We start from the raw sequence: 23,079 nt of genomic DNA, 5'->3' as shown, positions 1-23,079 counted from the left end.
GTGCTCAGTGCAGGCCGCCGTAGTTGTCTTCGCGGATCACGCGCGGAATGATTTCGCGCGGCTCGATCGTCACCGGCTGGTAGATGACGCGCTTGCGCTCGGGGTCATAGCGCATCTCGACATGGCCGGAGACCGGGAAGTCCTTGCGGAACGGATGGCCGATGAAGCCGTAGTCGGTGAGGATGCGGCGCAGGTCCACGTGGCCGTCGAACACGATGCCGTAGAGATCGAAGGCTTCGCGCTCGAACCAGTTGGCCGAGTTCCACACCTCGGTGACCGACGCCACCATGGGCAGGCTGTCATCGGGCGCGAACACCTTCAGGCGCAGGCGCCAGTTGTGGGTGACCGACAGCAGGTGCGACACGACGCAGTAGCGCGGCCCCTCGAACACGCCGTCCTTGTAGGCGGAGTAGTCCAGGCCGCAGAGGTCGAGCAGCTGCTCGAACTTCAGCGTGGGGTGGTCCCTCAGCGTGAGGGCCGCCGCGGCGTAGTCGGCAGCGGCAACCGTGAGCGTCAGCTCGCCGTGGTCGCGCACCAGGGACTTGATCTTGCCGGCCAGCGCTGCCTCGAGCGCAGGTTGCAGAACGTCGAGTTTGTGATTCATGCGCCTTCGGGCCTTCAGCGGGCAATCGTGTTTTCGCGGCGGATCTTGGCCTGCAGCTGCAAGATGCCGTAGAGCAGCGCTTCGGCAGTGGGCGGGCAGCCGGGCACGTAGACGTCGACCGGCACGATGCGGTCGCAGCCGCGAACGACCGAGTAGCTGTAGTGGTAGTAGCCGCCGCCGTTGGCGCACGAGCCCATCGAGAGGACCCAGCGCGGCTCGGCCATCTGGTCGTAGACCTTGCGCAGCGCCGGCGCCATCTTGTTGCACAGGGTGCCGGCCACGATCATGAGATCGCTCTGGCGCGGGCTCGGCCGGAACAGCATGCCGAAGCGGTCGATGTCGTAGCGGGCGGCACCCGCGTGCATCATCTCGACCGCGCAGCAGGCCAGCCCGAAGGTCATCGGCCACAGGGAGCCGGTCTTGGACCAGTTGATCAGCTTGTCGGCCGAGGTGGTGATGAAGCCTTCCTTGAGAACGCCTTCGATACCCATAACTTGCTACCTCGTGGTCATTCCCAGTCCAGGGCGCCCTTTTTCCACTCGTAGGCGAAGCCCACGACGAGGATGCCCAGGAAAATCATCATGGCCCAGAAGCCGGTGGTGCCGATCTCGCGCAGCGCCACGGCCCAGGGAAAGAGGAATGCGATCTCGAGGTCGAACAGGATGAAGAGGATGGCTACCAGGTAGTAGCGCACGTCGAACTTCATGCGGGCGTCTTCGAAGGCCTCGAAGCCGCATTCGTAGGGGGAGTTCTTTTCGGCATCGGGCTTGCGCGGCCCGAGCAGGAATCCCAGCACCTGGGGCGCGACACCGACGCCGACGCCGACCAGGATGAACAAGATGACGGGAAGGTACTGTTCAAGGCTCATGCTGGTGCGCCGTGGTGAGATGGTCTAGCGTGGCTCGTGTGGTGTCTGGCTGCGCTGTCATCCGGCCAAAAACAAAGCGCGCTGCTGTGATCGGGCGGGGAATCCCTCCAGTTCACGATCAGCGCGCCCGCTTGTCCCTGTATCGCTTGCCGCTGCCAGGGCGCTCGGGCCAGCACACCGGATGAGGATGCGACCCGAAAAGAAATTCTTATGTTTGGTGCCGACGGCGAGACTCGAACTCGCACAGCTTTCGCCACTACCCCCTCAAGATAGCGTGTCTACCAATTTCACCACGTCGGCCCTGTTGCCAGGCCCCTGTTGCCAGGGTTCTACCAGGTCCGTCGAGCAGGTCTGATTGACCGCACTCAACATTCCTTGAGCTGCTCAGCTTGCATGAGGAAATGGCTCGCTGAACAGCCTGAGATTCTAACCCGATTCGTTTCGACTCTCAATCACTGCGCTGCATCGCAACAGCAATGTCAGCCCCGTGAAAGCCGGCCTCACTTGGTCGGGATCTGGGCAGGCCCCGAAGCTGCAGGCGCAACAGGTGCCGCGTCGGTGGCGGCAGCGCTCGCAGCACCCGGAATCGCAGGCGCGCTCGCGGCCGGAACAGGTGCCACGGGGCGGTCGAGCACGCTGCCGCCGTCGGTGGCCTCGCCGCGCTGATTGCCCAGGTAGGCCAGACCAAGCGTGCAGACGAAGAACACCGTGGCACACACGGCGGTGGACCGCGACAGGAAGTTGGCGCTGCCGGTGGCACCGAACAGGCTGCCCGAGGCGCCGCTGCCGAACGAGGCCCCCATGTCGGCGCCCTTGCCGTGCTGGATGAGCACGAGGCCGATCATCACCAGGGCGGCCAGCATCTGCGCCACCAGCATCACAGTCATCAACATCTGCATAGTCAGTTCTCCGGAAACTCTCGAGTTGCGCGGCGCCGGATCAGGCGGCCGCGCGGCAAATGGCAACGAAATCGCCCGCCTTGAGCGAGGCGCCCCCGATGAGGCCGCCGTCGATATCAGGCTGCGCGAACAGGGCCGCCGCGTTGTCGGGCTTCACGCTGCCGCCATAGAGCAGGCGCATGCCTCCGGCGTGCGGCGTGGCGGCATGCAGCTGCTTGCGCAGCAGCGCGTGCACCTCCTGCGCCTGCTCGGGCGTGGCAGTTCTGCCGGTGCCGATGGCCCACACGGGCTCGTAGGCCACCACGATCTCGCCGATGCAGTGGGTAAGCGTGTGGATCACGGCCGACAGCTGGCGCTTGACGACCATCTCGGTTTCACCGGCTTCGCGCTGCGCCAGCGTCTCGCCGACGCACACGATGGGCGTCACGCCGTGGGCCAGGGCCGCCTTCGCCTTGTCGGCCACGAGCTGGTCGGTTTCGTTGTGGCAGGCCCTGCGTTCCGAGTGGCCGACGATGGCGTACCGGCAGCCGAACTCGGCCAGCATGGTGGACGACACCTCGCCGGTGTAGGCGCCCTGCTCATGGGCCGACACGTCCTGCGCCCCCCACAGCAGGTGGCTGCCGGTCAGGGCGACGGCCACTTCCGACAGGTAGGGGAAAGGCACGCACATCGCCACGTCGGCCAGGTAGGGCTTGGCGGCCAGCACGCCGGCCAGCAGCTCGGCATTGGCAGCATGGCTGCCATGCATCTTCCAGTTGCCGACCACGAGTTTGCGTCGCATGTTGTGTTCTCCGTTGTTCACCACTGCAGCACGATCTTGCCGACGTGCGTGCTGGATTCCATCAGCGCGTGGGCCTGGGCGGCATCGGCGGCAGGGAACACCTGGTGGATCACCGGGCGCACACGCCCGGACTCCAGCAGCGGCCAGACCTTGTGGCGCAGCGCCGCCGCGATGGCAGCCTTGAAGGCCACCGACCGGGGACGCAGCGTCGAGCCGGTGACCGTCAGTCGCCGGCGCAGCACGGCGCCCGCATCGATTTCGGACTTGACCCCACCCTGCACCGCGATGATCACCAGCCGGCCGTCGTCGGCCAGGCAGGTCAGCTCGCGGGCCACGTAGGGGCCCGCCACCATGTCGAGGATCACATCGGCGCCCTTGCTCGCCGTCAGCCGCTGCACCGCCTCGGCAAAGTCCTCGGTCTTGTAGTTCACCGCATGGTCGGCGCCGAGCTGCAGGCAGGAGGCGCACTTGGCGTCGTCGCCGGCAGTGACGATCACCGTCGAGCCCAGCGCCTTGGCGAGCTGGATCGCGGTGACGCCGATACCGCTGCTGCCGCCTTGCACCAGCAGGGTCTCGCCGGGCTGCAGGCGACCGCGCTCGAACACGTTGGACCAGACGGTGAAGAAGGTCTCGGGCAGGCTGGCGGCTTCAAGGTCGCTGAAGCCGGCCGGCACGGGCAGGCACTGCCCCACCGGCACCGCGCACAGCTCGGCATAGCCGCCGCCCGACACCAGCGCACAGACCCGATCCCCCGGCTTGAACCCGGCGGCGGCAAGCGCCTGCGCGTCACCGCCGACGATCTCGCCCGCGACCTCGAGACCCGGCAGGTCCGAGGCCCCCGGCGGCGGCGGGTAGACGCCCTTGCGCTGGAGCACGTCGGGCCGGTTCACGCCCGCCGCGCGCACGCGGATGAGCGCCTCGCCATCGCCGGGAACGGGGTCCGGGCGATCGACGAGTTGCAGCACCTCGGGGCGGCCGGGTTGCGAGATCTCGATTGCGCGCATGCGTGCACTCCCGGGCAGGCACGACTCGAGCCGCGCCCGCCTCCACGAGCCTGCTTACTGCTGCTGTTGCTGCTGTTGTTGCTGCTGCTGGGCAGCGTCGCCGCCGCGCTCCTGCAGCACCTTCATCGACAGCTTCACGCGGCCCTTCTCGTCGGTCTCGAGCACCTTGACCTTGACGATCTGGCCTTCGCTCAGGAAGTCGGTGACTTTCTCGACGCGCTGGTGGGCGATCTGGCTGATGTGCAGCAGGCCGTCCTTGCCAGGCAGCAGGTTCACCAGCGCACCGAAGTCGAGGATCTTGGTGACCGGGCCTTCGTAGACCTTGCCCACTTCGACCTCGGCAGTGATCTCCTCGATGCGCTTCTTGGCGAAGGCAGCCTTGTCGCCGTCGGTGGAGGCGATGGTGATCGTGCCGTCTTCGGCGATGTCGATCGTCGTGCCGGTTTCCTCGGTCAGCGCACGGATGGTGGCGCCACCCTTGCCGATCACGTCGCGGATCTTCTCCGGGTTGATCTTCATCGTGTACAGGCGCGGCGCGAACTGCGACACCTCGGTCTTGGCGCCGGACACGGCGTCCTGCATCTTGCCGAGGATGTGCATGCGGGCTTCCTTGGCCTGGGCCAGGGCCACCTGCATGATCTCCTTCGTGATGCCCTGGATCTTGATGTCCATCTGCAGGGCGGTCACGCCAGTGGTGGAGCCTGCCACCTTGAAGTCCATGTCGCCGAGGTGATCCTCGTCACCCAGGATGTCGGTCAGCACGGCGAAGCGGTTGCCTTCCTTGATGAGGCCCATGGCGATGCCGGCGACGTGCGCCTTCAGCGGCACGCCGGCGTCCATCAGCGCGAGGCAGCCGCCGCACACCGAGGCCATCGACGAGGAGCCGTTCGACTCGGTGATCTCCGACACGACGCGGATCGCGTAGGCGAATTCGTCCTTGGCCGGCAGCACCGGGATCAGCGCACGCTTGGCAAGGCGGCCGTGGCCGATTTCGCGACGCTTCGGGCTGCCCACGCGGCCGGTCTCGCCGGTGGCGAACGGGGGCATGTTGTAGTGGAGCATGAAGCGGTCGGTGAACTCGCCCGACAGCGCATCGATGATCTGCGCATCGCGCTCGGTGCCCAGCGTGGCCACCACCACCGCCTGGGTCTCGCCGCGGGTGAACAGCGCCGAGCCGTGGGTGCGCGGCAGCAGGCCGGTGCGGATCTCGATCGGGCGCACCGTGCGGGTGTCGCGGCCGTCGATGCGCGGCTCGCCGGCGAGGATCTGGCCGCGCACGATGCGGGCCTCGATCTCGAACAGCAGGCCTTCGACCTTCACCTCGTCGAACTCGGCACCTTCGGCCTTGAGCGCTTCCTTCACCGAGGCATAGGCCTCGCGGGTGGCTTGCGTGCGGGCCTGCTTGGAACGGATCTGGTAGGCGGCGCGCAGCTTCTCTTCGGCCAGGGCAGTGACCTTGGCGATGAAGGACTCGTCCTTGGCGGGCGGCTGCCAGTCCCACTCGGGCTTGCCGGCCTCGCGGACCAGGTCGTTGATGGCCGCGATGGCGATCTTGCCCTGGTCGTGGCCGAACACCACGGCGCCCAGCATCACGTCTTCGGGCAGCTGGTCGGCTTCGGACTCGACCATCAGCACGGCGGCCTCGGTGCCGGCGACCACGAGGTCGAGGCGCGATTCGGTCTGCTGTGTCTTGCCGGGGTTCAGCACGTATTCGCCGTTGATGTAGCCCACGCGCGCTGCGCCGATCGGGCCATTGAACGGGATGCCAGAGACGGCCAGCGCGGCGCTCGAGGCGATGAGCGCGGCGATGTCGGCCTCGACCTCGGGGTTGAGCGACAGCACGTGCACGACCACCTGCACTTCATTGAAGAAGCCGTCCGGGAAGAGCGGGCGGATCGGGCGGTCGATCAGACGGGAGGTCAGCGTCTCGAGTTCGCTCGGGCGGCCTTCACGCTTGAAGAAGCTGCCGGGGATCTTGCCGGCGGCGTAGGTCTTCTCGATGTAGTCGACCGTCAGCGGAAAGAAGTCCTGGCCGGGCTTGGCGTTCTTGGCGGCCACCACGGTGGCGAGCACCACGGTGTCCTCGATGTTGACCAGCACCGCACCGGTCGCCTGGCGAGCGATCTCGCCGGTTTCCATCGTGACGGTGTGCTGGCCCCACTGGAAGGTCTTGGTGACTTTGTTGAACATGCTCATGGGTGTCTCCAGTTCAGCGTGCGTTCTGGCCGCACGGCTATGAAACGCACGCGTTGGGCCGCGTGCTTGGCCTGGAGCCCGGCACCTGAGCGGTATGCCATTCCAGCGCAACTGCCGCGTTCAGCGGCGCTGGAATGACACTGCCACACTCGCATCGTGTCCGGCTCCAAAAACAAAGAGCCTGTGCTGGACGCTGGTCGCTCCAGACAGGCTCTTCGTCATCTCGGCGACCTTACTTGCGCAGGCCCAGTTTCTGGATCAGCGCGGTGTAGCGGTCGGCATCCTTGTTCTTCAGGTAGTCCAGCAGCTTGCGGCGGCGGCTCACCATCTTGAGCAGGCCGCGGCGGCCATGGTGGTCCTTCAGGTGGGCCTTGAAGTGCGGGGTCAGCTCGTTGATGCGAGCGGTCAGCAGGGCCACCTGCACTTCGGGGGAGCCGGTGTCTCCAGTGCTGCGGGCGTTGGACTTGACGATCTCGGCGGTGTTGATGTCGGCGACGGACATGATGTGTCGATTTCCTATGTCGTGAAACCGGCACGGCCGCTTGGAGGACGTGAACGGTTTCGTTTTCACTTGCGGTCGCGGGTGAAACCTACCCGCGCCGTGCCTGTTTCGAGCCCCCTGGTCGGAAGCCGAAGCCGCGGATTATAGACCGAGTGCGGCCCGAGGCCGGCAGCCCCCACCCGCCCCTTGAAATGAAAACGGCCGCTCTCAATTCGAGCCGCATGGGGCGCTGCGAGCGTGCAGACCCCGCAAATCGTGGAGTCCGACATGTTCCTGATCCCCGCCACCCGCCGCGGCCATGGCCGCACCCTCTATGTGAACGGCGCGCTCGACCGACTGTTCGACGATGCCCTGGCCCATGCTTTCGGCCAGCGCGCACCCGCCCGCACCGCAGCCCGCACCCCTGCCCTCGACCTGAGCGAAACCGACACCGCCTACACGGTGACGGTGGACCTCCCCGGCGTGACCAAGGACGACGTGAAGGTGTCCGTCGACGGCCGCCAGGTCACCCTGGAAGCGCAAGCACAGGCCCCCCAGGAAAGGAAGGAAGGCGAGCGCACCGTCCACCGCGAGCGCTCCACCGTCAGCTATTCGCGCAGCTTCACGCTGCCCGTCGAAGTGGACGACGCAGCCTCCCAGGCGAAGCTCGACAACGGCGTGCTGACGCTGACACTGGCCAAGAAGGTGGCACCGGCCGCCTCGCGCATCACCGTCAACTGAGTTGAGCCGCGCCAACGCACCGCCCCTGCCCTTTCTTCAGGCGGTGCCGAGCTCCCAGCGCGGCTTCACGTCGAAGGCGTAGTCGCGCCGGGCCTCGGCCCGGCCCGACTCCAGCCGCATGGCCGCGGCGAGCGCGATCATGGCGCCGTTGTCGGTGCACAGGTGCAGCTCCGGGTAGTGCACGCGCACGCCGCGCTTGCGGCATTCGGCATCGAGCCGATCGCGCAGCGCCCGGTTCGCCCCCACCCCCCCTGCAACCACCAGCCGCTTCAGTCCGCTCGCCTTGAGCGCAGCCAGCGACTTGGCCACGAGCACATCGACGATCGCCGCCTGGGTGGCGGCGGCCAGGTCTGCCCTTGATTGCTCGCAGACATTGGGGCCCAGCTTGCCGAGCTGCACCCTCACCGCCGTCTTGAGGCCGGCAAACGAGAAGTCCAGCTTGCCGCTGTGGAGCAGCGGCCTGGGCAGGGCGAACGACGCGGCGTCGCCGAATTCGGCCAGCCGCGCCAGCGCCGGTCCGCCCGGGTAGCCCAGGCCGAGCAGCTTGGCCGACTTGTCGAAAGCCTCGCCCGCGGCGTCGTCGATGGTTTCGCCCAGCAGCTCATAGGCACCGACGCCGTCCACCCGCATCAGCTGGGTGTGGCCGCCGGATACGAGCAGCGCAATGAACGGGAACTCCGGCGGATCAGCCGACAGGAAGGGCGACAGCAGGTGGCCCTCGAGGTGGTGCACGCCGACGACCGGCCGGTCGAGGGCGGCGCCGAGCGCGCAGGCCACCCCCGCGCCCACCAGCAGCGCACCGGCCAGGCCCGGCCCGCGGGTGTAGGCCACCACCTCCACCGCATCCAGCGGCAGCCCGGCCGCGCCGAGCACCTGCTGCGCCAGCGGCAGCACGCGGCGGATGTGGTCACGCGACGCCAGCTCGGGCACCACGCCGCCATAGGCCTGGTGCATGTCGATCTGGCTGTGCAATGCATGGGCGAGCAGGCGCGGCACCGGTTGGTCGCCGGCCTTGACCAGGGCCACCCCGGTTTCGTCGCAGGAGGATTCGATGCCGAGCACGTACATGAGGCCCGCAGTGTAGCCACCGGGTCCCGGCCACCTCTTTCTGTCGCTCGCCCATCGTTGCGTGCCAAAAGTGTTGGTGAATACCCGAAAAAAACTCCGACCCCCCTTCCGCTTGTCACAAACTGGTACTACTCTGCGCCCGAAATGGGAAAACTGGCCAACAGGCCATCCCCAGACAACAAGAAAGTCGTTGGAGCCATGAAGGCCTACAAACTCATGGGCTGGCCGGACCTGCCGGCTGCCTATCACCGCACCGCCTACCGGCGCATGCTGCACGAGATGTCGCAGCGGCACGTGTCGGTCGTCCAGCTCATGCATGCCAGCGGACTCGCCCGGAACATGGTGAAGGAGTTCGTCGACATGCTGAGCGAGCACGGCGTGCTCGACGAACGCGGCACGGCGGAGCCCGACTCGCTGTTCGGCAGCCTCATGCCGCTGGGCTGGATCCGCCGCGCGCGCAACACCGTCGACCCGAACTGAATCGTGCGGCAGGCTGCGCCTGCACCAACAACGAGCAAGGGCCCCGAGCGGGCCCTTGTGCATTTGTGCACGGTTGCGGGCATTGGCGCAGATGTTGCTGCGCCAGTCGCATGACCCCGGTCCTTGCCCTGCGCATCGTCATCGTTGCACCAGATTCGCTCGCGCCCGACCCCGCGGACACGCAAGCGTGGTGGGAGGCGGAGCGTTCGCGCAGCCTGCGCATCGGCCTGCTCGAGAACGGCTACAACATCGTGGCGGTGCTGCCGGTCGACGCCTTCCTGCCCGACCGCATCTCGCAGATCCAGCCCGACATGATCATCGTCGACGCCGAAAGCCAGGCGCGCGACACGCTGGAGCATGTGGTCATGGCCACGCGGGAAGAGCGCCGCCCCATCGTGCTGTTCACCGACGACGACGACACCAGCCATGTGAAGGACGCCATCGCCGCAGGCGTGACGGCCTATGTGGTCGCCGGCCTGGCCTCGGACCGCGTGAAGCCGGTGCTCGAAGTGGCCATGGCCCGCTTCCAGCACGAGGAGACGATGCGCCGCGAACTCGCGGATGCACGCACGCAGCTCACCGAGCGCAAGGTGATCGATCGGGCCAAGGGCCTGCTGATGACCCGCAACGGGCTCAGCGAGGAAGAGGCGTATGCCCGGCTGCGCAAGACCGCCATGGACCGCGGCCTGCGACTGGCCGACGTGGCGCAGCGCCTGATCGACGTGGCCGACGTGCTCATGTGAGCTCACGCGGGGTGCGCCCGGGCATGCACATCTTTTGTGCGCAGCCGCACCGGATTCACTGGCACACCTCTTGCTCGCCTAGCGCCCAGGGATCAACGGCGATCCCTACCCCAAGAGCTCCTCGACGTTGAGGGCTCTTCGACAACGGCGTCTTCGCCCCGCTGCCTTCGCAGCGGGAGCGACGACGCCGTTTTTCATTGGTTCACGGGTGCTACTGGAGAGAGAGCAGATGTCCACCGAGTTCAAACCGAAGGCCAACATGGGACGCCGCAAATTGATCAAAGCCACTGCCGCCGTGGGCGCCACCAGCATGGTGCCGGGCCTGCATACCGCCGTCTGGGCTGCCGGGTCCGACAAGCCCGAGAAGGAAGAGGTCCGGATCGGCTTCATCCCGCTGACCGACTGCGCCTCGGTGGTGATGGCCTCGGTGCTCGGCATCGACAAGAAGTACGGCATCAAGATCGTGCCGACCAAGGAAGCCTCCTGGGCCGGCGTGCGCGACAAGCTGGTCAACGGCGAGCTCGACATGGCGCATGTGCTGTGGGGCCTCATCTATGGCGTGCAGCTCGGCGTGGGCGGCCCGAAGAAGGACATGGCCATCCTGATGAACCTCAACCACAACGGCCAGGCCATCACGCTGTCGAAGAAGCTGTCCGACAAGGGCGCGGTGGACGGCCCCAGCCTCGCCAAGCTGATGGCCACCGACAAGCGCGACTACACCTTCGCGCAGACCTTCCCCACCGGCACGCACGCCATGTGGCTGTACTACTGGCTCGCGACCTACGGCGTGAACCCGATGAAGGACGCCAAGGTCATCACCGTGCCGCCGCCGCAGATGGTGGCCAACATGCGGGTGGGCAACATGGACGGCTACTGCGTCGGCGAACCCTGGGGCCACCGGGCCATCGCCGACGGCATCGGCATCACCGCAGTCACCACCCAGGACATCTGGAAGGACCACCCCGAGAAGGCCCTGGGCACCACGTCCGAGTTCGTGAAGAAGTACCCCAACACCGCGCGCGCGGTGGTGGCGGCCATCCTCGAAGCGAGCAAGTGGATCGACGCCGGCCTGCAGAACAAGCTGAAGATGGCCGAGACGGTGGCCGACAAGGCCTACGTCAACACCAGCGTGGACGTGATCAACCAGCGCATCCTGGGTCGCTACCAGAACGGCCTGGGCAAGACCTGGGACGACCCGAACCACATGAAGTTCTACAACGACGGCCTGGTGAACTTCCCGTACCTCAGCGACGGCATGTGGTTCCTCACCCAGCACAAGCGCTGGGGCCTGCTGAAGGACCATCCCGACTACCTGGGCGTGGCAAAGCAGGTCAACCAGATCGAGATCTACAAGCAGGGCGCGGCCCTGGCCAAGGTCAACGTGCCCAAGGAGCCGATGCGCAGCAGCAAGCTGATCGACGGCACCGTGTGGGACGGCAAGGACCCGGCCAAGTACGCCGACGGCTTCAAGGCCAAGGTCTGACGCGAAAGGAGCACTGCCATGGTGAGCGCTGTCTTCCACAATCCCACCGGCGCGTCGGCCCCCGACACGCCGGCACGGCCCGCTGCCACCTCCGCACGCGCGGCTGCACCTGCTGCCGCGCCGGCGCAGGCCAGGCCCGCCCGCTCGCCGATCGACTGGCGCGCGGTGTCGCTCAAGGTGCTGCCGCCCATCTTCGGTCTCGCCCTGCTGATCGGCATCTGGGCGCTGCTCACGATGAGCGGTGCCAGCGGGTTTCCCACGCCGGCTGCCACCTTCGATGCCGCCGTCAAGCTCTTTGGCGATCCGTTCTACCGCAACGGGCCGAACGACCAGGGCATCGGCTGGAACGTGCTGAACTCGCTGCAGCGGGTGGGCCTGGGCTTCGGCCTGGCCGCGCTGGTCGGCATCCCGATGGGCTTCATGATCGGCCGCTTCGCCGTGCTCAACAGCATGGTGTCGCCGCTCATCAGCCTGTTGCGGCCGGTGTCGCCGCTGGCCTGGCTGCCCATCGGCCTCATGGTGTTCAAGTCGGCCAACCCGGCCGCCATCTGGACCATCTTCATCTGCTCCATCTGGCCGATGATCATCAACACCGCGGTGGGCGTGCAGCGGGTGCCGCAGGACTACCTCAACGTGGCGCGCGTGCTCAACCTGAACGAATGGAAGGTCATCACCAAGATCCTCTTCCCTGCGGTGCTGCCCTACATGCTGACCGGCGTGCGCCTGTCGGTGGGCACGGCCTGGCTGGTGATCGTGGCGGCCGAGATGCTGACCGGCGGCGTCGGCATCGGCTTCTGGGTGTGGGACGAGTGGAACAACCTCAACGTCGCCCACATCATCATCGCCATCTTCGTAATCGGCATCGTCGGCCTGCTGCTCGAGCAGCTGCTGATGGCGGTGGCCCGGCGTTTCTCGTTCGAAGACTGATGAAGGACCTGCCCATCATGAAAAACTTCATCGCCGTCCAGCGCACCGAGATGGTGTTCACCACCAAGAAGGGGCGTTTCCACGCACTGCGCGACATCAACCTGCAGGTCGCGCGCGGCGAGTTCGTCACGCTGATCGGCCATTCGGGTTGCGGCAAGTCCACGCTGCTGAACCTCATCGCCGGCCTGCTGACGCCCACCGAGGGCGGGCTGCTGTGCGACAACAAGGAGATCGCTGCCCCCGGCCCCGAGCGCGCGGTGGTCTTCCAGAACCACTCCCTGCTGCCCTGGCTCACCTGCTTCGAGAACGTCTACCTCGCGGTGGAGCGTGTGTTCGGCCATGTGGAACCCAAGGCACGGCTGAAGGAGCGCACCCAGGAAGCACTGGCCCTGGTGAACATGGCACATGCGGCCGGCAAGCGCCCGCACGAGGTCTCGGGCGGCATGAAGCAGCGGGTGGGCATTGCGCGCGCCCTGGCCATGGAGCCCAAGGTGCTGCTGATGGACGAGCCATTCGGCGCCCTCGACGCGCTGACCCGCGCCCACCTGCAGGACGAGCTGCTCAAGATCGTGGCCCGCACCAAGAGCACGGTGGTGATGGTCACCCACGACGTCGACGAGGCGGTGCTGCTGTCCGACCGCATCGTGATGATGACCAACGGGCCGGCCGCCACCATCGGCGAGATCCTGGAGGTGAACCTGCCGCGCCCGCGCAACCGGGTGGCGCTGGCCGAGGACCCGCAGTACGTGCACTGCCGCAAGGAGGTGCTGGACTTCCTTTACACCCGGCACGGCCACGTCGAGAAGGAAGCGGCCTGAGCGGCCCGCGCCACGAAGTGGCATGGGCCTTGCATCGGAGCAAGGCGTGACTGTTGTCAGTCACCTATCTCCTCAGTAGGGCCCAGCCCTTTGTCCAGCCTCCCGGCCGCAAGACCGGGAGGTTTTCTTTTGCACCCCTTCAGTGCGCTCGGCGGCCGGCCCACCACCAGATCGCAACGCCCAGCAGCACCATCGGCACGCACAGCCACTGGCCCATGCTCATGTTCAGCGCCAGCAGCCCCAGGAAGCTGTCGGGCTCGCGGAAGTACTCGGCAATGAAGCGGAAGCTGCCGTAGCCCACCAGGAAGGCACCCGACACCTGGCCGGTCGCACGCGGCTTGCGCGCATACAGCCACAGCAGCACGAACAGCAGCAGCCCCTCGAGCGCGAACTGGTACAGCGGCGACGGATGGCGCGGGATGTCGGTGCCCGACTGCGGATAGACCATCGCCCAGGGCAGCGACGGATCGGCCGCCCGCCCCCACAGCTCGCCGTTGATGAAGTTGCCGATGCGGCCGCTGGCAAGGCCGGTGGGCACGCACGGTGCGATCAGGTCGGTCACCTCGAAGAAGCGCCGGCCCTTGAAGTGCGCATAGAGCGCCATGGCAGCCATCACGCCCAACAGGCCGCCGTGAAACGCCATGCCGCCCTTCCACACCGCGAAGATCTCCAGCGGGTGGCTGGCGTAGTAGCCGGGCTTGTAGAAGAGCACGTAGCCGAGACGCCCGCCGATCACCACGCCGAGCACGCCGAAGAACAGCAGGTCCTCGACGTCGCGGCGCGTCCAGCCGGCCTGGGCATGCTGCGGCTGCCTGACCCGCAACGACGCGAGCCAGAGGAAAAGGCCAAAGGCGACCAGGTAGGTCAGCCCGTACCAGTGGATGGCCAGCGGGCCGAGCTTGATGGCGATGGGGTCGAACTGGGGATGGACGAGCATGGTGTGGCAAGACGCGATGAGCGCCGAACGATACCCGAGTCTTCTCAACGTTCGGGCTGGGCGCGAATGAAGTCGATGAAGCGCTGCAGTGCAGGCGGTGCAGGCTCGCGCCACACCAGGCTGGTTTCGCAGCGCGGCGCGCCCCCCGCCAGTGACGCAGGCAGCGGCCGGTAGGTGACGCCGGTGCGCTGCAGCTCGGTCACCACCTCCGGCACCCAGGCCAGGCCCAGCCCCGCCGACACGAGGTTGACGATGGTCTGCATCTGGATCGCCTCCTGGGCGATGGCCGGCGCGGCGCCATGGTGGTGGTAGAAGGCCAGCACCGCGTCGTACAGCGACGCGGCAATGCCGCGCGGAAAGATCACCAGCGGCTCGGCCAGCAGTGCCTTCAGTGACAGACGCGTCGCCGAGGCGAGCGGGTGCGCCTCGGGCAGGGCCAGCACCAGCGGTTCGCGCCTCACCAGCAGCCGCTCATAGCCCGGCGGGGCCATGCCCGGTGCATGGAGCACGAAGCCGGCGTCGATCTCGCCGGCCTCGAAGGCCGCCAGCTGCACGTCGGTGGTGGCTTCGCGCAGCGCCACGTTGACGCGCGGCTCGGCTTCGCGAAAGGCGCGCAGCCAGCGCGGCAGCGGGTCGAACCCGACGGTGGAGACGAACGCCAGCCGCAGCCGGCCCACCTCGCCTTCCCCCGCGGCTCGGGCCAGCGCCGGCAGGGCGTCTGCCTGGGCGAGCAACGCCTTCACCGGCACCACCAGGGCCGCACCGGCCGGCGTCAGCGCCACGGCGCGGCGCGTGCGCTCGAACAGCATCACGCCCAGCCGGCGCTCCAGCTGCTGGATGGCCTGCGTGAGCGGCGGCTGCGTCATGTGCAGCCGCTGTGCCGCGCGGCCGTAGTGCAGCGTCTCGGCCAGCACGAGAAACTGGCGCCAGGCTCGCAGGTCGATCGACTCATTCATTCGACAAGCGTATCAAACCACCATCAAACATATATTGGACTCGCATCTGCAGGTTGCCGATACTTCGCTGGCGAATCAACAAAGGAACCCCGATGAGCTTCAACCGCCGCTCCAGGAACATCACCGAGGGCGTGGCCCGCGCGCCCAACCGCTCCATGTACTACGGCATGGGCTACAAGGACGAAGACTTCGGCAAACCGATGATCGGGGTGGCCAATGGCCACTCCACCATCACGCCTTGCAACTCCGGCCTGCAGCGCCTGGCCGATGCGGCGGTCGAAGGCCTGAAGGCCGCGGGCGCCAACCCGCAGATCTTCGGCACGCCCACCATCAGCGACGGCATGGCCATGGGCACCGAGGGCATGAAGTACTCGCTGGTCTCACGCGAGGTCATCGCTGACTGCGTGGAAACCTGCGTCGGCGGCCAGTGGATGGACGGCGTGATCGTCATCGGCGGTTGCGACAAGAACATGCCCGGCGGCATGATGGGCATGCTGCGCGCCAACGTGCCGAGCCTGTACGTCTACGGCGGCACCATCCTGCCGGGCAAGTACAAGGGCCAGGACCTCAACATCGTCAGCGTGTTCGAGGCCGTGGGCCAGTTCACCGCCGGCAAGATGAGCGAAGAGGACTTCTGCGAGATCGAGCACCGCGCCATTCCCGGCAGCGGCTCGTGCGGCGGCATGTACACCGCCAACACGATGAGCTCCTCGTTCGAGGCCCTGGGCATGAGCCTGCCCTACTCGTCGACCATGGCCAACGTGGAAGACGAGGTGGTCGCCAACGTGAAGCAGGCCGCGGCCGTGCTGGTGGAGGCGGTGAAGAAGGACCTGAAGCCCCGTGACATCGTCACCAAGGAAGCCATCGAGAACGCGGTGGCGGTGATCATGGCCACCGGCGGCTCCACCAATGCAGTGCTGCATTTCCTGGCGATCGCCCATGCCGCCGGCGTCGAGTGGACCATCGACGACTTCGAGCGCGTGCGCCGCCGCACCCCGGTGCTGTGCGACCTCAAGCCCAGCGGCAAGTACCTGGCCATAGACCTGCACCGCGCCGGCGGCATTCCGCAGGTGATGAAGGTGCTGCTCAAGGCCGGCCTGCTGCACGGCGACTGCATGACCATCACCGGCAAGACGGTGGCCGAGAACCTGGCCGGCGTGCCGGACGCCCCCCGCGCCGACCAGGACGTGATCCGCCCGATCGACAAGCCCCTCTACGCCGAAGGCCACCTCGCCATCCTGCGCGGCAACCTGGCCACCGAAGGCTGCGTGGCCAAGATCACCGGCCTCAAGAACCCGGTGATCACAGGGCCGGCACGCGTGTTCGACGACGAGCAGTCGGCACTCGCCGCCATCATGGCCGGCCAGATCAAGGCCGGCGACGTGATGGTGCTGCGCTACCTGGGCCCCAAGGGCGGCCCGGGCATGCCGGAGATGCTGGCGCCCACCGGTGCGCTCATCGGCCAGGGGCTCGGCGAAAGCGTGGGCCTCATCACCGACGGCCGCTTCTCCGGCGGCACCTGGGGCATGGTGGTCGGGCACGTGGCCCCCGAGGCCTATGAAGGCGGCACCATCGCGCTGGTGCAGGAGGGTGACTCGATCACCATCGACGCGCACCAGTTGCTGCTGCAGCTCAACGTGGCCGACGACGAACTCGCCAGGCGCCGCACGGCCTGGAAGGCACCGGCCCCGCGCTACACCCGCGGCGTGCTGGCCAAGTTCGCGAAGAATGCCTCGAGCGCCAGTTCAGGGGCTGTTCTCGACAAGTGAGGCCATCGAGGCCCATGAAAAAAGGTCCCGCGAGGGACCTTTTTTCATGGGCGCGGCTTCAGCGCTTCTTGCGCTTGCGCGGCTCCATGCCCAGCGCGGCCATCTGGCTCTTGCGGCGTTCCGCCCGCTTGGCGTCCATCTTTTCCATCTGGCGCCGCTTGGTGAAGCCGGTGGCATCGGCCCAGGCCCACCACACCACCGCGGCCCCGAACGGGGCCAGGATCCACAACCATGACCACGCGCCCACCGGCCCGAAGTCGGTCATCTTCATCAGCAGAAGCAGCACACCCAGAACAACGAACCACATGACATCAGGACCCTTGGAATTGGCGAATCCGCACGGATGTGCCAGTCAACCCGCCTCACTAGAATGCGTTGAGACTGTAAACGAACCCCCCACGATCCGAAAGGAACCCATGAAACGCCTGCTCGCCCTCCTCGTCGCAGCGATGACTGTCGGCCCCGTGCTCGCCAATGCAGACCTCGCCCAGAAGAAGAATTGCATGGCCTGCCATGCCGTCGACAAGAAGCTGGTCGGCCCCTCGTACAAGGACGTGGCCGCCAAGTACGCCGGCCAGAAGGATGCCGCTGCCAAGCTGACCCAGAAGGTCATGAAGGGCGGCGTGGGCGCATGGGGCCAGGTGCCGATGCCCGCCAACCCGCAGGTCTCGGAAGCCGAAGCCAAGCAACTGGTGCAGTGGGTGCTGAGCCAGAAGTAAGCCCGCCCGGCATCAAGCTGAAGACACAAGGCCCGCCGTCGAGCGGGCCTTGTTCTTTTGCCGCGGCTCGGGGCTTGATCAGTTGGTCTGAGCCAACTGATCCAGGATCGCCGGGTTCTGGTGAACACATCACGTCGCACCGCGACATGAGTGCTCCCCGTCCCCGGCGCTGCGGCGCTCGCGCCGCGCCCCCTGCGGGGGCAGGATCAGTTGGTCTGAGCCAACTGATCCAGGATCGCCGGGTTCTCCAGGGTGGAGGTGTCCTGGGTGATCTGCTCGCCCTTGGCGATGGAACGCAGCAGGCGCCGCATGATCTTGCCGCTGCGCGTCTTGGGCAGGTTGTCGCCGAAGCGGATGTCCTTCGGCTTGGCGATCGGTCCGATCTCCTTGGCCACCCAGTTGCGCAGCTCGGCGGCGATCTTCCTTGCCTCTTCGCCGGTGGGGCGCGGGCGCTTGAGCACCACGAAGGCACAGATCGCCTCGCCCGTGGTCTCGTCGGGCCGGCCCACCACGGCGGCCTCGGCCACCAGCTCGGTGCAGCTCACCAGGGCCGACTCGATCTCCATCGTGCCCATGCGGTGTCCGCTCACGTTGAGCACGTCGTCGATGCGGCCGGTGATGGTGAAGTAGCCGCGCTCGGCGTCGCGGCTGGCGCCGTCGCCCGCCAGGTAGTAGCCCTTGAGTTCGGGCGGGTAGTAGCTCTTCTTGAAGCGCTCGGGGTCGCCCCAGATCGTGCGGATCATGCTGGGCCACGGCTTCTTGACGACGAGGATGCCGCCCTGGCCGTTCGGCACGTCATGGCCGGTCTCGTCGACGATGGCCGCGGTGATGCCGGGGAAGGGCAGCGTGCATGAGCCCGGCACCAGCGGCGTGGCACCCGGCAGCGGCGTGATCATGTGGCCGCCGGTTTCGGTCTGCCACCAGGTGTCGACGATCGGGCAGCGGCCGCCGCCGATGTTCTGGTGGTACCACTCCCAGGCCGCCGGGTTGATGGGCTCGCCCACCGAGCCGAGCAGGCGCAGGCTGGACAGGTCGTAGTTCTTCGGGTGCACCGCGGGGTTGGTCTCGGCCGCCTTGATGAGCGAGCGGATGGCCGTGGGCGCGGTGTAGAAGATCGTGACCTTGTGGTCCTGGATCATCTTCCAGAAGCGGCCGGCGTCCGGATAGGTGGGAATGCCCTCGAACACCACCTCGGTGCCGCCCAGCGCGAGCGGCCCATAGGTGATGTAGGTGTGGCCGGTGACCCAGCCGATGTCGGCCGTGCACCAGAAGACGTCGTCGTCCTTCAGGTCGAAGGTCCACTTGGTGGTGAGCGCCGCATGCAGCAGGTAGCCGCCGGTGGCGTGCTGCACGCCCTTGGGCTTGCCGGTCGAGCCCGAGGTGTAGAGCAGGAACAGCGGGTGTTCCGCTTCCACCCATTCGGGCTCGCAGGTGGCCGGCTGGCTGGCCACCACCTCGTGCAGCCACTTGTCGTGCGCGCTGTTCCAGGCCACCTTGCCGCCGGTGCGCTGGTAGACGATGACGTTCCTGATGGAGTCGCAGCCGCCCAGCGACAGCGCCTCGTCGACGATGGACTTCAGCGGCAGTGCCTTGCCGCCGCGCATCTGCTCGTCGGCGGTGATGACCATCACCGCGCCGGCGTCCTCGATGCGGTCGCGCAGCGACTGGGCAGAGAAGCCGCCGAACACCACCGAGTGGGTGGCCCCGATGCGGGCGCAGGCCTGCATGGCCACCACGCCTTCCACCGACATGGGCATGTAGATGACGACGCGGTCGCCCTTCTTCACGCCCTGCGCCTTCAGCGCATTGGCCAGCTGGCTGGTGCGCGAGAGCAGCTCCTTGTAGCTGACCCGGCTGACCTTGCCGTCGTCGGTCTCGAAGATGATGGCCGTCTTGTCGCCCAGGCCGCGCTCGACGTTGCGGTCGAGGCAGTTGTACGAGACGTTGAGCTTGCCGTCCTCGAACCACTTGAAGAACGGCGCATCGGACTCGTTGAGCACCTTGGTGAAGGGCTGCTTCCAGGTGAGGAACTCGCGCGCGAGCCGCGCCCAGTAGCCCTGGTAGTCGGCTTCGGCCTCGGCCTCGAGCTTCTTGTAGGCCTCCATGCCCGAGACATGGGCGCCTTTCACGGCGGCCTCGGGCGGCGAGTAGAGCTTGAGCTCGTGGGCGTCTTGGGTGGACATGCTGTCTCCTCAGTAGTGGCGAATTGAGAATCTGGACGCTCGAATTGCCCTGCACCTTAGAAAGGCGCTCTTACGAACCCCTTACTGTGGCAGCGCGCGGGCGAGCTGTCACTGGGGCCGCGCCCTTTGCCGGCCGGGCCTCCCGAGGCTTCTAGAATCCGCCGGTTCCGTTTGTGCCACCTCAAAGACCCAAGATGTCCCAGCCCGCCCCCCACGGCAGCGCCCGCCTGCGCCTGCTCCCCAACCTGATCTTCAGCAGCCGCTGGCTGCAGCTGCCGCTGTACCTGGGGCTGATCCTGGCGCAGTGCGTCTACGTGTTCCATTTCTGGGTCGAGCTGGTGCACCTCATCGAGGCCGCATTCGGCGACAGACAGGCGCTCGACATCCTCATCAAGAGCATCGGCTACGCCAGCGAGGCGGAGCCCAAGCTCAACGAGACGGTGATCATGCTGGTGGTCCTGGGCCTCATCGACGTGGTGATGATCTCCAACCTGCTGATCATGGTGATCGTGGGCGGCTACGAGACCTTCGTGTCGCGCATGGACCTCGAAGGCCACCCCGACCAGCCCGAATGGCTGAGCCACGTGAACGCCTCGGTGCTCAAGGTGAAGCTGGCCACCGCCATCATCGGCATCAGCTCGATCCACCTGCTCAAGACCTTCATCAACGCCTCCAACTACAGCGACAAGGTGCTGCTCTGGCAGACGGCCATCCACATCGCCTTCCTGCTGTCGGCCATGGCCATCGCCGCCACCGACCGCATCCTGGCCGGCGGCGCCAAGGCCTCCAACGGCCACTGAGCCGTGCAACGCGCTACGACCAGCGCGCAGCGTGCGTGCCCAGCGGCACGGCCGGGCGGTCCCAGCCCGGCGGCGTGACGTCCAGGCGCCCGGAGTGCCGCACCGCCTGCAGCCGGCCGAAGCCCGAGTCGCTGTGCTCCATCAGGTCCAGCACGTCCGCCAGCGTCGGGTCGGCCGCGGCAGGCCCGTCGGGCAGGCGCCCCAGGCTGCGCAGCCAATGCCCCGTCTGCGCAAGCGAGACCCGCACATGCCAGCTGCCGCCTTCTCGGGCACGGCGCAGCAAGGCCAGCTGCACAGCCAGTGCCAGCAGGTAGCCCGTCCCATGGTCGAGCGCCTGCGCGGGCAGCGGCCTGGGCTCGGCCACGCCGGCCGCCTGCGCCTCTGCCACGTTGAACCCGCTGGCGGTCTGCACCAGCGAGTCGAAGCCGCGGCGCCCGGCCCACGGCCCGACGTGGCCGTAGGCAGACAGGCTCGCGCACACGATGCCTGGCCGCAGACGGGCCAGCTCCGGCGGTGAGAAGCCCAGCGCGGCCAGCCCGCCCGGCCGGTACCCCTGCACGAACACGTCGGTCCCGCGCACCAGGGCGGCCAGCGCTTCGCGCCCCTGCGCGTCTCGCAGGTCGAGCTGCGCCGAGCGCTTGCCGCGCCCGGTGTCGATGACCAGCGACGCGATCGACGGCAGGCGCGGCGATGTGACCAGCATGACGTCGGCGCCTTGCGCGGCCAGTGCGCGGCCGCAGACCGGGCCCGCGATGACGCGGGTGAGGTCGAGCACCCTGAGCCCGTGCAGCGGGCGCGCGCCCGCCGGCAGCGCCGGCCACTTCGGCACGGGGGCCTCGCCGATGCGCTCGATCTCCAGTACCGGCAGCGCGGCCACCGCCCGGCCCTGAGGATGGGCGTCCCATTGCTCGAAGCTGCGCAGCGCCGTCACCACCAGCCCGGCTTCCGCGGCGGCGGTTTCGAAGTCCCCGGCCTTCCAGCCCTCGAGGGTGGCCGCCACCGCGGCGCGCTCGTTCGCGCAGCCGAGCAGGCGCAGCACGCCGTCGCGGTGATGGGCGAAGTTGGTGTGCAGGCGCACCCAGCCGTCCGCCGTGCGGTAGATCCCGGCGATGCGGTCCCAGGGATCCGGGGCCGGCGCACCGTTGACCTGCAAGTAGCGCTCGCTGCGGAATTCGATCTCCGCGTGGCGCATGTCTACCCGGACCCGCTGCTCGGGCCCGCCGCGCGCGCGGCCGATTTCTCGCGCGGCCAGCGTGGTGGCCGCGATGCAGGCCTGTGCCGCCGTGCCGACGGCAAACGACGAAGGCAGCACCGGCCCGAGGCCGGTCAGCTCGACAGCTTCCAGGGCCCGTGCCTCGCCGCCCTGCCCCAGCCACAGTTCGCGCAGCGCCGCCAGCGCCGTCATGCCTTGCCCCTGCCGCGCCACAGGATCATCGTGCCGAGCACGCCGGCCACGATGGAGCCGCCCAGCACGCCGAGCTTGAGCTGGGTTTCGTACAGCGGGCCTTGCCCGTCGAACGCCAGGCCGCCGATGAACAGGCTCATCGTGAAGCCGATGCCGCACAGCACGCACACGCCGAACAGCTGCATCCAGCTTGCGCCGCCGGGTGGCGCAGCCCATCCAAGGCGCACCAGCAGCCACGAGGTGCCGAACACGCCGATGGCCTTGCCGGCCACCAGGCCGACGGCAATGCCCAGCGGCAGCGGCGACAGCAGCGTCTGCAGCGACACGCCGGCCAGCGACACGCCGGCATTGGCGAATGCGAACATGGGCAGCACCAGGAAGGCGACCCACGGGTGCAGGCCGTGCTCGAGCGCCTCGAGCGGCGAGTCGCCGTGCTCGTCGCGCAGCGGGATCGCCAGCGCCGTGACCACGCCGGCCAGGGTGGCATGCACGCCCGACTTCAGCACGCACAGCCACATAACCAGGCCCACCACGATGTAAAGGTCCGCCCGCATCACCTTCTGCCGGTTCAGCACGGCCAGCAGCAGGCCGGCGAGGCCGGCGCCCAGCAGCATCGTCCCCGAAAGCTGGTGCGTGTAGAACAGCGCGATCACGACGATGGCGCCCAGGTCGTCGATGATGGCTACCGCGGTGAGGAACACCTTCAGCGATGCCGGCACGCGCGAGCCCAGCAGCATGACGATGCCGATGGCGAAGGCGATGTCGGTCGCCGCCGGGATGGCCCAGCCGCGCAGGGCCACCGGGTCGCCGGCGTTGATGGCCGCATACAGGAGCGCCGGCACCACCATGCCGCCCAGCGCCGCCGCCGCCGGCAGCACCGCCTGCGCACGCGAGGCGAGCTCCCCCTCGACGAACTCGCGCTTGATCTCCAGGCCCACGAGGAAGAAGAACACCGCCATCCAGAGGTCGTTGACCCACAGGATGAGCGGCTTGGCGAGCACCAGCGTTTCTGCGCCGATGCGCACTTCGCCGGGGAAGGTGAGGAAGCTCTGGTACCAGCCGCCGAGCGTTGAATTGCTCACGACCAGCGCCAGCACCGCGGCCATGGCGAGCACGATGCCGCCGGCGGACTCGCTGGCGAAAAAGCGCATGAAGGCGCTGTCCGGGTGTTTGTGTGGGTACCCCTCAGCCATGCGTCAGCCTCCCTTCACTAAAAT

The 23,079-nt window shown here is 67.6% G+C and carries 24 protein-coding genes and 1 tRNA gene; 9 read left to right on the top strand and 16 right to left on the bottom strand.

Features of this window, described 5'->3' with window-relative positions:
• Positions 1-4 precede the first annotated feature (4 nt).
• The 9 genes from E8D38_RS03225 to rpsO all read right to left on the bottom strand — a co-directional run bounded on the left by E8D38_RS03225 (position 5) and on the right by rpsO (position 6,854).
• Entirely contained in the window at positions 5-604 is a 600-nt protein-coding gene (locus E8D38_RS03225) for an NADH-quinone oxidoreductase subunit C (protein ID WP_140626293.1), read from the bottom strand.
• Between the two features lie 14 nt (positions 605-618).
• The gene (locus tag E8D38_RS03220; protein WP_140626292.1) at positions 619-1,095 is read right to left on the bottom strand and encodes a NuoB/complex I 20 kDa subunit family protein; all 477 of its coding nucleotides are present in this window, start codon (positions 1,093-1,095) and stop codon (positions 619-621) included.
• Between the two features lie 17 nt (positions 1,096-1,112).
• Positions 1,113-1,472, bottom strand: coding sequence for an NADH-quinone oxidoreductase subunit A (locus E8D38_RS03215; protein WP_140626291.1), 360 nt, complete (start codon positions 1,470-1,472; stop codon positions 1,113-1,115).
• A 215-nt stretch (positions 1,473-1,687) separates the two neighbouring features.
• Positions 1,688-1,772 (bottom strand) — tRNA-Leu (locus E8D38_RS03210).
• A gap of 200 nt (positions 1,773-1,972) precedes the next feature.
• The gene (gene secG / locus E8D38_RS03205; protein ID WP_140626290.1) at positions 1,973-2,371 is read right to left on the bottom strand and encodes a preprotein translocase subunit SecG; all 399 of its coding nucleotides are present in this window, start codon (positions 2,369-2,371) and stop codon (positions 1,973-1,975) included.
• Positions 2,372-2,411: 40 nt separating this feature from the next.
• Positions 2,412-3,152 (bottom strand): triose-phosphate isomerase, encoded by a 741-nt coding sequence (tpiA, locus tag E8D38_RS03200; protein WP_140626289.1) that lies wholly within the window; start codon positions 3,150-3,152, stop codon positions 2,412-2,414.
• 17 nt (positions 3,153-3,169) lie between these two features.
• A complete protein-coding gene (locus tag E8D38_RS03195; RefSeq protein ID WP_140626288.1) occupies positions 3,170-4,156 on the bottom strand; it encodes an NAD(P)H-quinone oxidoreductase in 987 nt (328 codons plus the stop codon).
• Positions 4,157-4,210: 54 nt separating this feature from the next.
• Positions 4,211-6,352, bottom strand: a complete 2,142-nt coding sequence (gene pnp / locus E8D38_RS03190) for a polyribonucleotide nucleotidyltransferase (RefSeq protein WP_140626287.1) — start codon at positions 6,350-6,352, stop codon at positions 4,211-4,213.
• A 232-nt stretch (positions 6,353-6,584) separates the two neighbouring features.
• Positions 6,585-6,854 carry a 30S ribosomal protein S15 gene (gene rpsO / locus E8D38_RS03185; protein ID WP_140626286.1) on the bottom strand — a complete coding sequence of 90 codons (270 nt, stop codon included), beginning with the start codon at positions 6,852-6,854 and terminating at the stop codon, positions 6,585-6,587.
• A gap of 267 nt (positions 6,855-7,121) precedes the next feature.
• Here rpsO and E8D38_RS03180 point away from each other — a divergent pair, with 267 nt between their 5' ends.
• Positions 7,122-7,574 carry an Hsp20/alpha crystallin family protein gene (locus tag E8D38_RS03180; RefSeq protein ID WP_140626285.1) on the top strand — a complete coding sequence of 151 codons (453 nt, stop codon included), beginning with the start codon at positions 7,122-7,124 and terminating at the stop codon, positions 7,572-7,574.
• 36 nt (positions 7,575-7,610) lie between these two features.
• Here E8D38_RS03180 and tsaD read toward each other — a convergent pair whose 3' ends face one another.
• Positions 7,611-8,642 carry a tRNA (adenosine(37)-N6)-threonylcarbamoyltransferase complex transferase subunit TsaD gene (gene tsaD, locus E8D38_RS03175; RefSeq protein WP_140626284.1) on the bottom strand — a complete coding sequence of 344 codons (1,032 nt, stop codon included), beginning with the start codon at positions 8,640-8,642 and terminating at the stop codon, positions 7,611-7,613.
• Between the two features lie 198 nt (positions 8,643-8,840).
• On the opposite strand from tsaD, the gene E8D38_RS03170 reads away from it, so the two are divergent.
• From E8D38_RS03170 to E8D38_RS03150, 5 genes are all read left to right on the top strand, one after another.
• A complete protein-coding gene (locus E8D38_RS03170; RefSeq protein ID WP_140626283.1) occupies positions 8,841-9,122 on the top strand; it encodes a hypothetical protein in 282 nt (93 codons plus the stop codon).
• Between the two features lie 110 nt (positions 9,123-9,232).
• A complete protein-coding gene (locus E8D38_RS03165; protein WP_140626282.1) occupies positions 9,233-9,865 on the top strand; it encodes an ANTAR domain-containing response regulator in 633 nt (210 codons plus the stop codon).
• Between the two features lie 259 nt (positions 9,866-10,124).
• Positions 10,125-11,348, top strand: a complete 1,224-nt coding sequence (locus E8D38_RS03160; RefSeq protein WP_246099333.1) for a CmpA/NrtA family ABC transporter substrate-binding protein — start codon at positions 10,125-10,127, stop codon at positions 11,346-11,348.
• Positions 11,349-11,366: 18 nt separating this feature from the next.
• Positions 11,367-12,275: a nitrate ABC transporter permease gene (ntrB, locus tag E8D38_RS03155; RefSeq protein WP_140626280.1), complete on the top strand. Its 909-nt coding sequence runs from the start codon at positions 11,367-11,369 to the stop codon at positions 12,273-12,275.
• 17 nt (positions 12,276-12,292) lie between these two features.
• Entirely contained in the window at positions 12,293-13,093 is an 801-nt protein-coding gene (locus E8D38_RS03150) for an ABC transporter ATP-binding protein (protein WP_140626279.1), read from the top strand.
• Positions 13,094-13,232: 139 nt separating this feature from the next.
• On the opposite strand, the gene lgt is transcribed toward E8D38_RS03150, so the two are convergent.
• Both lgt and E8D38_RS03140 read right to left on the bottom strand, forming a co-directional pair.
• Positions 13,233-14,030 (bottom strand): prolipoprotein diacylglyceryl transferase, encoded by a 798-nt coding sequence (gene lgt / locus E8D38_RS03145; protein ID WP_140626278.1) that lies wholly within the window; start codon positions 14,028-14,030, stop codon positions 13,233-13,235.
• A gap of 44 nt (positions 14,031-14,074) precedes the next feature.
• Positions 14,075-14,986 (bottom strand): LysR family transcriptional regulator, encoded by a 912-nt coding sequence (locus E8D38_RS03140; protein WP_140626277.1) that lies wholly within the window; start codon positions 14,984-14,986, stop codon positions 14,075-14,077.
• Between the two features lie 92 nt (positions 14,987-15,078).
• Between E8D38_RS03140 and ilvD the strand changes: the two genes are divergently transcribed.
• Positions 15,079-16,755 (top strand): dihydroxy-acid dehydratase, encoded by a 1,677-nt coding sequence (ilvD, locus tag E8D38_RS03135; RefSeq protein WP_140626276.1) that lies wholly within the window; start codon positions 15,079-15,081, stop codon positions 16,753-16,755.
• Positions 16,756-16,813: 58 nt separating this feature from the next.
• Here ilvD and E8D38_RS03130 read toward each other — a convergent pair whose 3' ends face one another.
• On the bottom strand, positions 16,814-17,062 hold the full coding sequence (locus tag E8D38_RS03130; RefSeq protein ID WP_140626275.1) for a TIGR04438 family Trp-rich protein: 249 nt from the start codon (positions 17,060-17,062) through the stop codon (positions 16,814-16,816).
• Positions 17,063-17,171: 109 nt separating this feature from the next.
• Here E8D38_RS03130 and E8D38_RS03125 point away from each other — a divergent pair, with 109 nt between their 5' ends.
• The gene (locus E8D38_RS03125) at positions 17,172-17,474 is read left to right on the top strand and encodes a c-type cytochrome (RefSeq protein WP_140626274.1); all 303 of its coding nucleotides are present in this window, start codon (positions 17,172-17,174) and stop codon (positions 17,472-17,474) included.
• A gap of 206 nt (positions 17,475-17,680) precedes the next feature.
• Here E8D38_RS03125 and acs read toward each other — a convergent pair whose 3' ends face one another.
• Positions 17,681-19,657 carry an acetate--CoA ligase gene (gene acs / locus E8D38_RS03120; RefSeq protein WP_140626273.1) on the bottom strand — a complete coding sequence of 659 codons (1,977 nt, stop codon included), beginning with the start codon at positions 19,655-19,657 and terminating at the stop codon, positions 17,681-17,683.
• A gap of 194 nt (positions 19,658-19,851) precedes the next feature.
• On the opposite strand from acs, the gene E8D38_RS03115 reads away from it, so the two are divergent.
• Complete coding sequence (locus E8D38_RS03115; RefSeq protein WP_140626272.1) at positions 19,852-20,457, top strand: TIGR00645 family protein; 606 nt, start codon at positions 19,852-19,854, stop codon at positions 20,455-20,457.
• Positions 20,458-20,470: 13 nt separating this feature from the next.
• On the opposite strand, the gene E8D38_RS03110 is transcribed toward E8D38_RS03115, so the two are convergent.
• Both E8D38_RS03110 and nhaA read right to left on the bottom strand, forming a co-directional pair.
• Positions 20,471-21,862: a CoA transferase gene (locus E8D38_RS03110; RefSeq protein ID WP_140626271.1), complete on the bottom strand. Its 1,392-nt coding sequence runs from the start codon at positions 21,860-21,862 to the stop codon at positions 20,471-20,473.
• A complete protein-coding gene (gene nhaA / locus E8D38_RS03105; protein WP_246099332.1) occupies positions 21,859-23,013 on the bottom strand; it encodes a Na+/H+ antiporter NhaA in 1,155 nt (384 codons plus the stop codon). Before nhaA ends, E8D38_RS03110 begins: the two co-directional genes overlap by 4 nt.
• Positions 23,014-23,079 lie beyond the last annotated feature (66 nt).

Origin of the sequence: Methylibium rhizosphaerae, assembly GCF_006386545.1 — a bacterium.
Lineage (GTDB): Bacteria > Pseudomonadota > Gammaproteobacteria > Burkholderiales > Burkholderiaceae_C > Pseudorivibacter > Pseudorivibacter rhizosphaerae.
Note: the sequence above shows the minus strand (reverse complement) of the source record. Positions and strands in the feature narration are given on the sequence as shown.

Coding starts and splice junctions, on each gene's coding strand:
- E8D38_RS03225 (WP_140626293.1), bottom strand. CDS start 604: ATGAATCACAAACTCGACGTTCTGCAACCTGCGCTCGAGGCAGCGCTG.
- E8D38_RS03220 (WP_140626292.1), bottom strand. CDS start 1,095: ATGGGTATCGAAGGCGTTCTCAAGGAAGGCTTCATCACCACCTCGGCC.
- E8D38_RS03215 (WP_140626291.1), bottom strand. CDS start 1,472: ATGAGCCTTGAACAGTACCTTCCCGTCATCTTGTTCATCCTGGTCGGC.
- secG (WP_140626290.1), bottom strand. CDS start 2,371: ATGCAGATGTTGATGACTGTGATGCTGGTGGCGCAGATGCTGGCCGCC.
- tpiA (WP_140626289.1), bottom strand. CDS start 3,152: ATGCGACGCAAACTCGTGGTCGGCAACTGGAAGATGCATGGCAGCCAT.
- E8D38_RS03195 (WP_140626288.1), bottom strand. CDS start 4,156: ATGCGCGCAATCGAGATCTCGCAACCCGGCCGCCCCGAGGTGCTGCAA.
- pnp (WP_140626287.1), bottom strand. CDS start 6,352: ATGAGCATGTTCAACAAAGTCACCAAGACCTTCCAGTGGGGCCAGCAC.
- rpsO (WP_140626286.1), bottom strand. CDS start 6,854: ATGTCCGTCGCCGACATCAACACCGCCGAGATCGTCAAGTCCAACGCC.
- E8D38_RS03180 (WP_140626285.1), top strand. CDS start 7,122: ATGTTCCTGATCCCCGCCACCCGCCGCGGCCATGGCCGCACCCTCTAT.
- tsaD (WP_140626284.1), bottom strand. CDS start 8,642: ATGTACGTGCTCGGCATCGAATCCTCCTGCGACGAAACCGGGGTGGCC.
- E8D38_RS03170 (WP_140626283.1), top strand. CDS start 8,841: ATGAAGGCCTACAAACTCATGGGCTGGCCGGACCTGCCGGCTGCCTAT.
- E8D38_RS03165 (WP_140626282.1), top strand. CDS start 9,233: ATGACCCCGGTCCTTGCCCTGCGCATCGTCATCGTTGCACCAGATTCG.
- E8D38_RS03160 (WP_246099333.1), top strand. CDS start 10,125: ATGGGACGCCGCAAATTGATCAAAGCCACTGCCGCCGTGGGCGCCACC.
- ntrB (WP_140626280.1), top strand. CDS start 11,367: ATGGTGAGCGCTGTCTTCCACAATCCCACCGGCGCGTCGGCCCCCGAC.
- E8D38_RS03150 (WP_140626279.1), top strand. CDS start 12,293: ATGAAAAACTTCATCGCCGTCCAGCGCACCGAGATGGTGTTCACCACC.
- lgt (WP_140626278.1), bottom strand. CDS start 14,030: ATGCTCGTCCATCCCCAGTTCGACCCCATCGCCATCAAGCTCGGCCCG.
- E8D38_RS03140 (WP_140626277.1), bottom strand. CDS start 14,986: ATGAATGAGTCGATCGACCTGCGAGCCTGGCGCCAGTTTCTCGTGCTG.
- ilvD (WP_140626276.1), top strand. CDS start 15,079: ATGAGCTTCAACCGCCGCTCCAGGAACATCACCGAGGGCGTGGCCCGC.
- E8D38_RS03130 (WP_140626275.1), bottom strand. CDS start 17,062: ATGTGGTTCGTTGTTCTGGGTGTGCTGCTTCTGCTGATGAAGATGACC.
- E8D38_RS03125 (WP_140626274.1), top strand. CDS start 17,172: ATGAAACGCCTGCTCGCCCTCCTCGTCGCAGCGATGACTGTCGGCCCC.
- acs (WP_140626273.1), bottom strand. CDS start 19,657: ATGTCCACCCAAGACGCCCACGAGCTCAAGCTCTACTCGCCGCCCGAG.
- E8D38_RS03115 (WP_140626272.1), top strand. CDS start 19,852: ATGTCCCAGCCCGCCCCCCACGGCAGCGCCCGCCTGCGCCTGCTCCCC.
- E8D38_RS03110 (WP_140626271.1), bottom strand. CDS start 21,862: ATGACGGCGCTGGCGGCGCTGCGCGAACTGTGGCTGGGGCAGGGCGGC.
- nhaA (WP_246099332.1), bottom strand. CDS start 23,013: ATGCGCTTTTTCGCCAGCGAGTCCGCCGGCGGCATCGTGCTCGCCATG.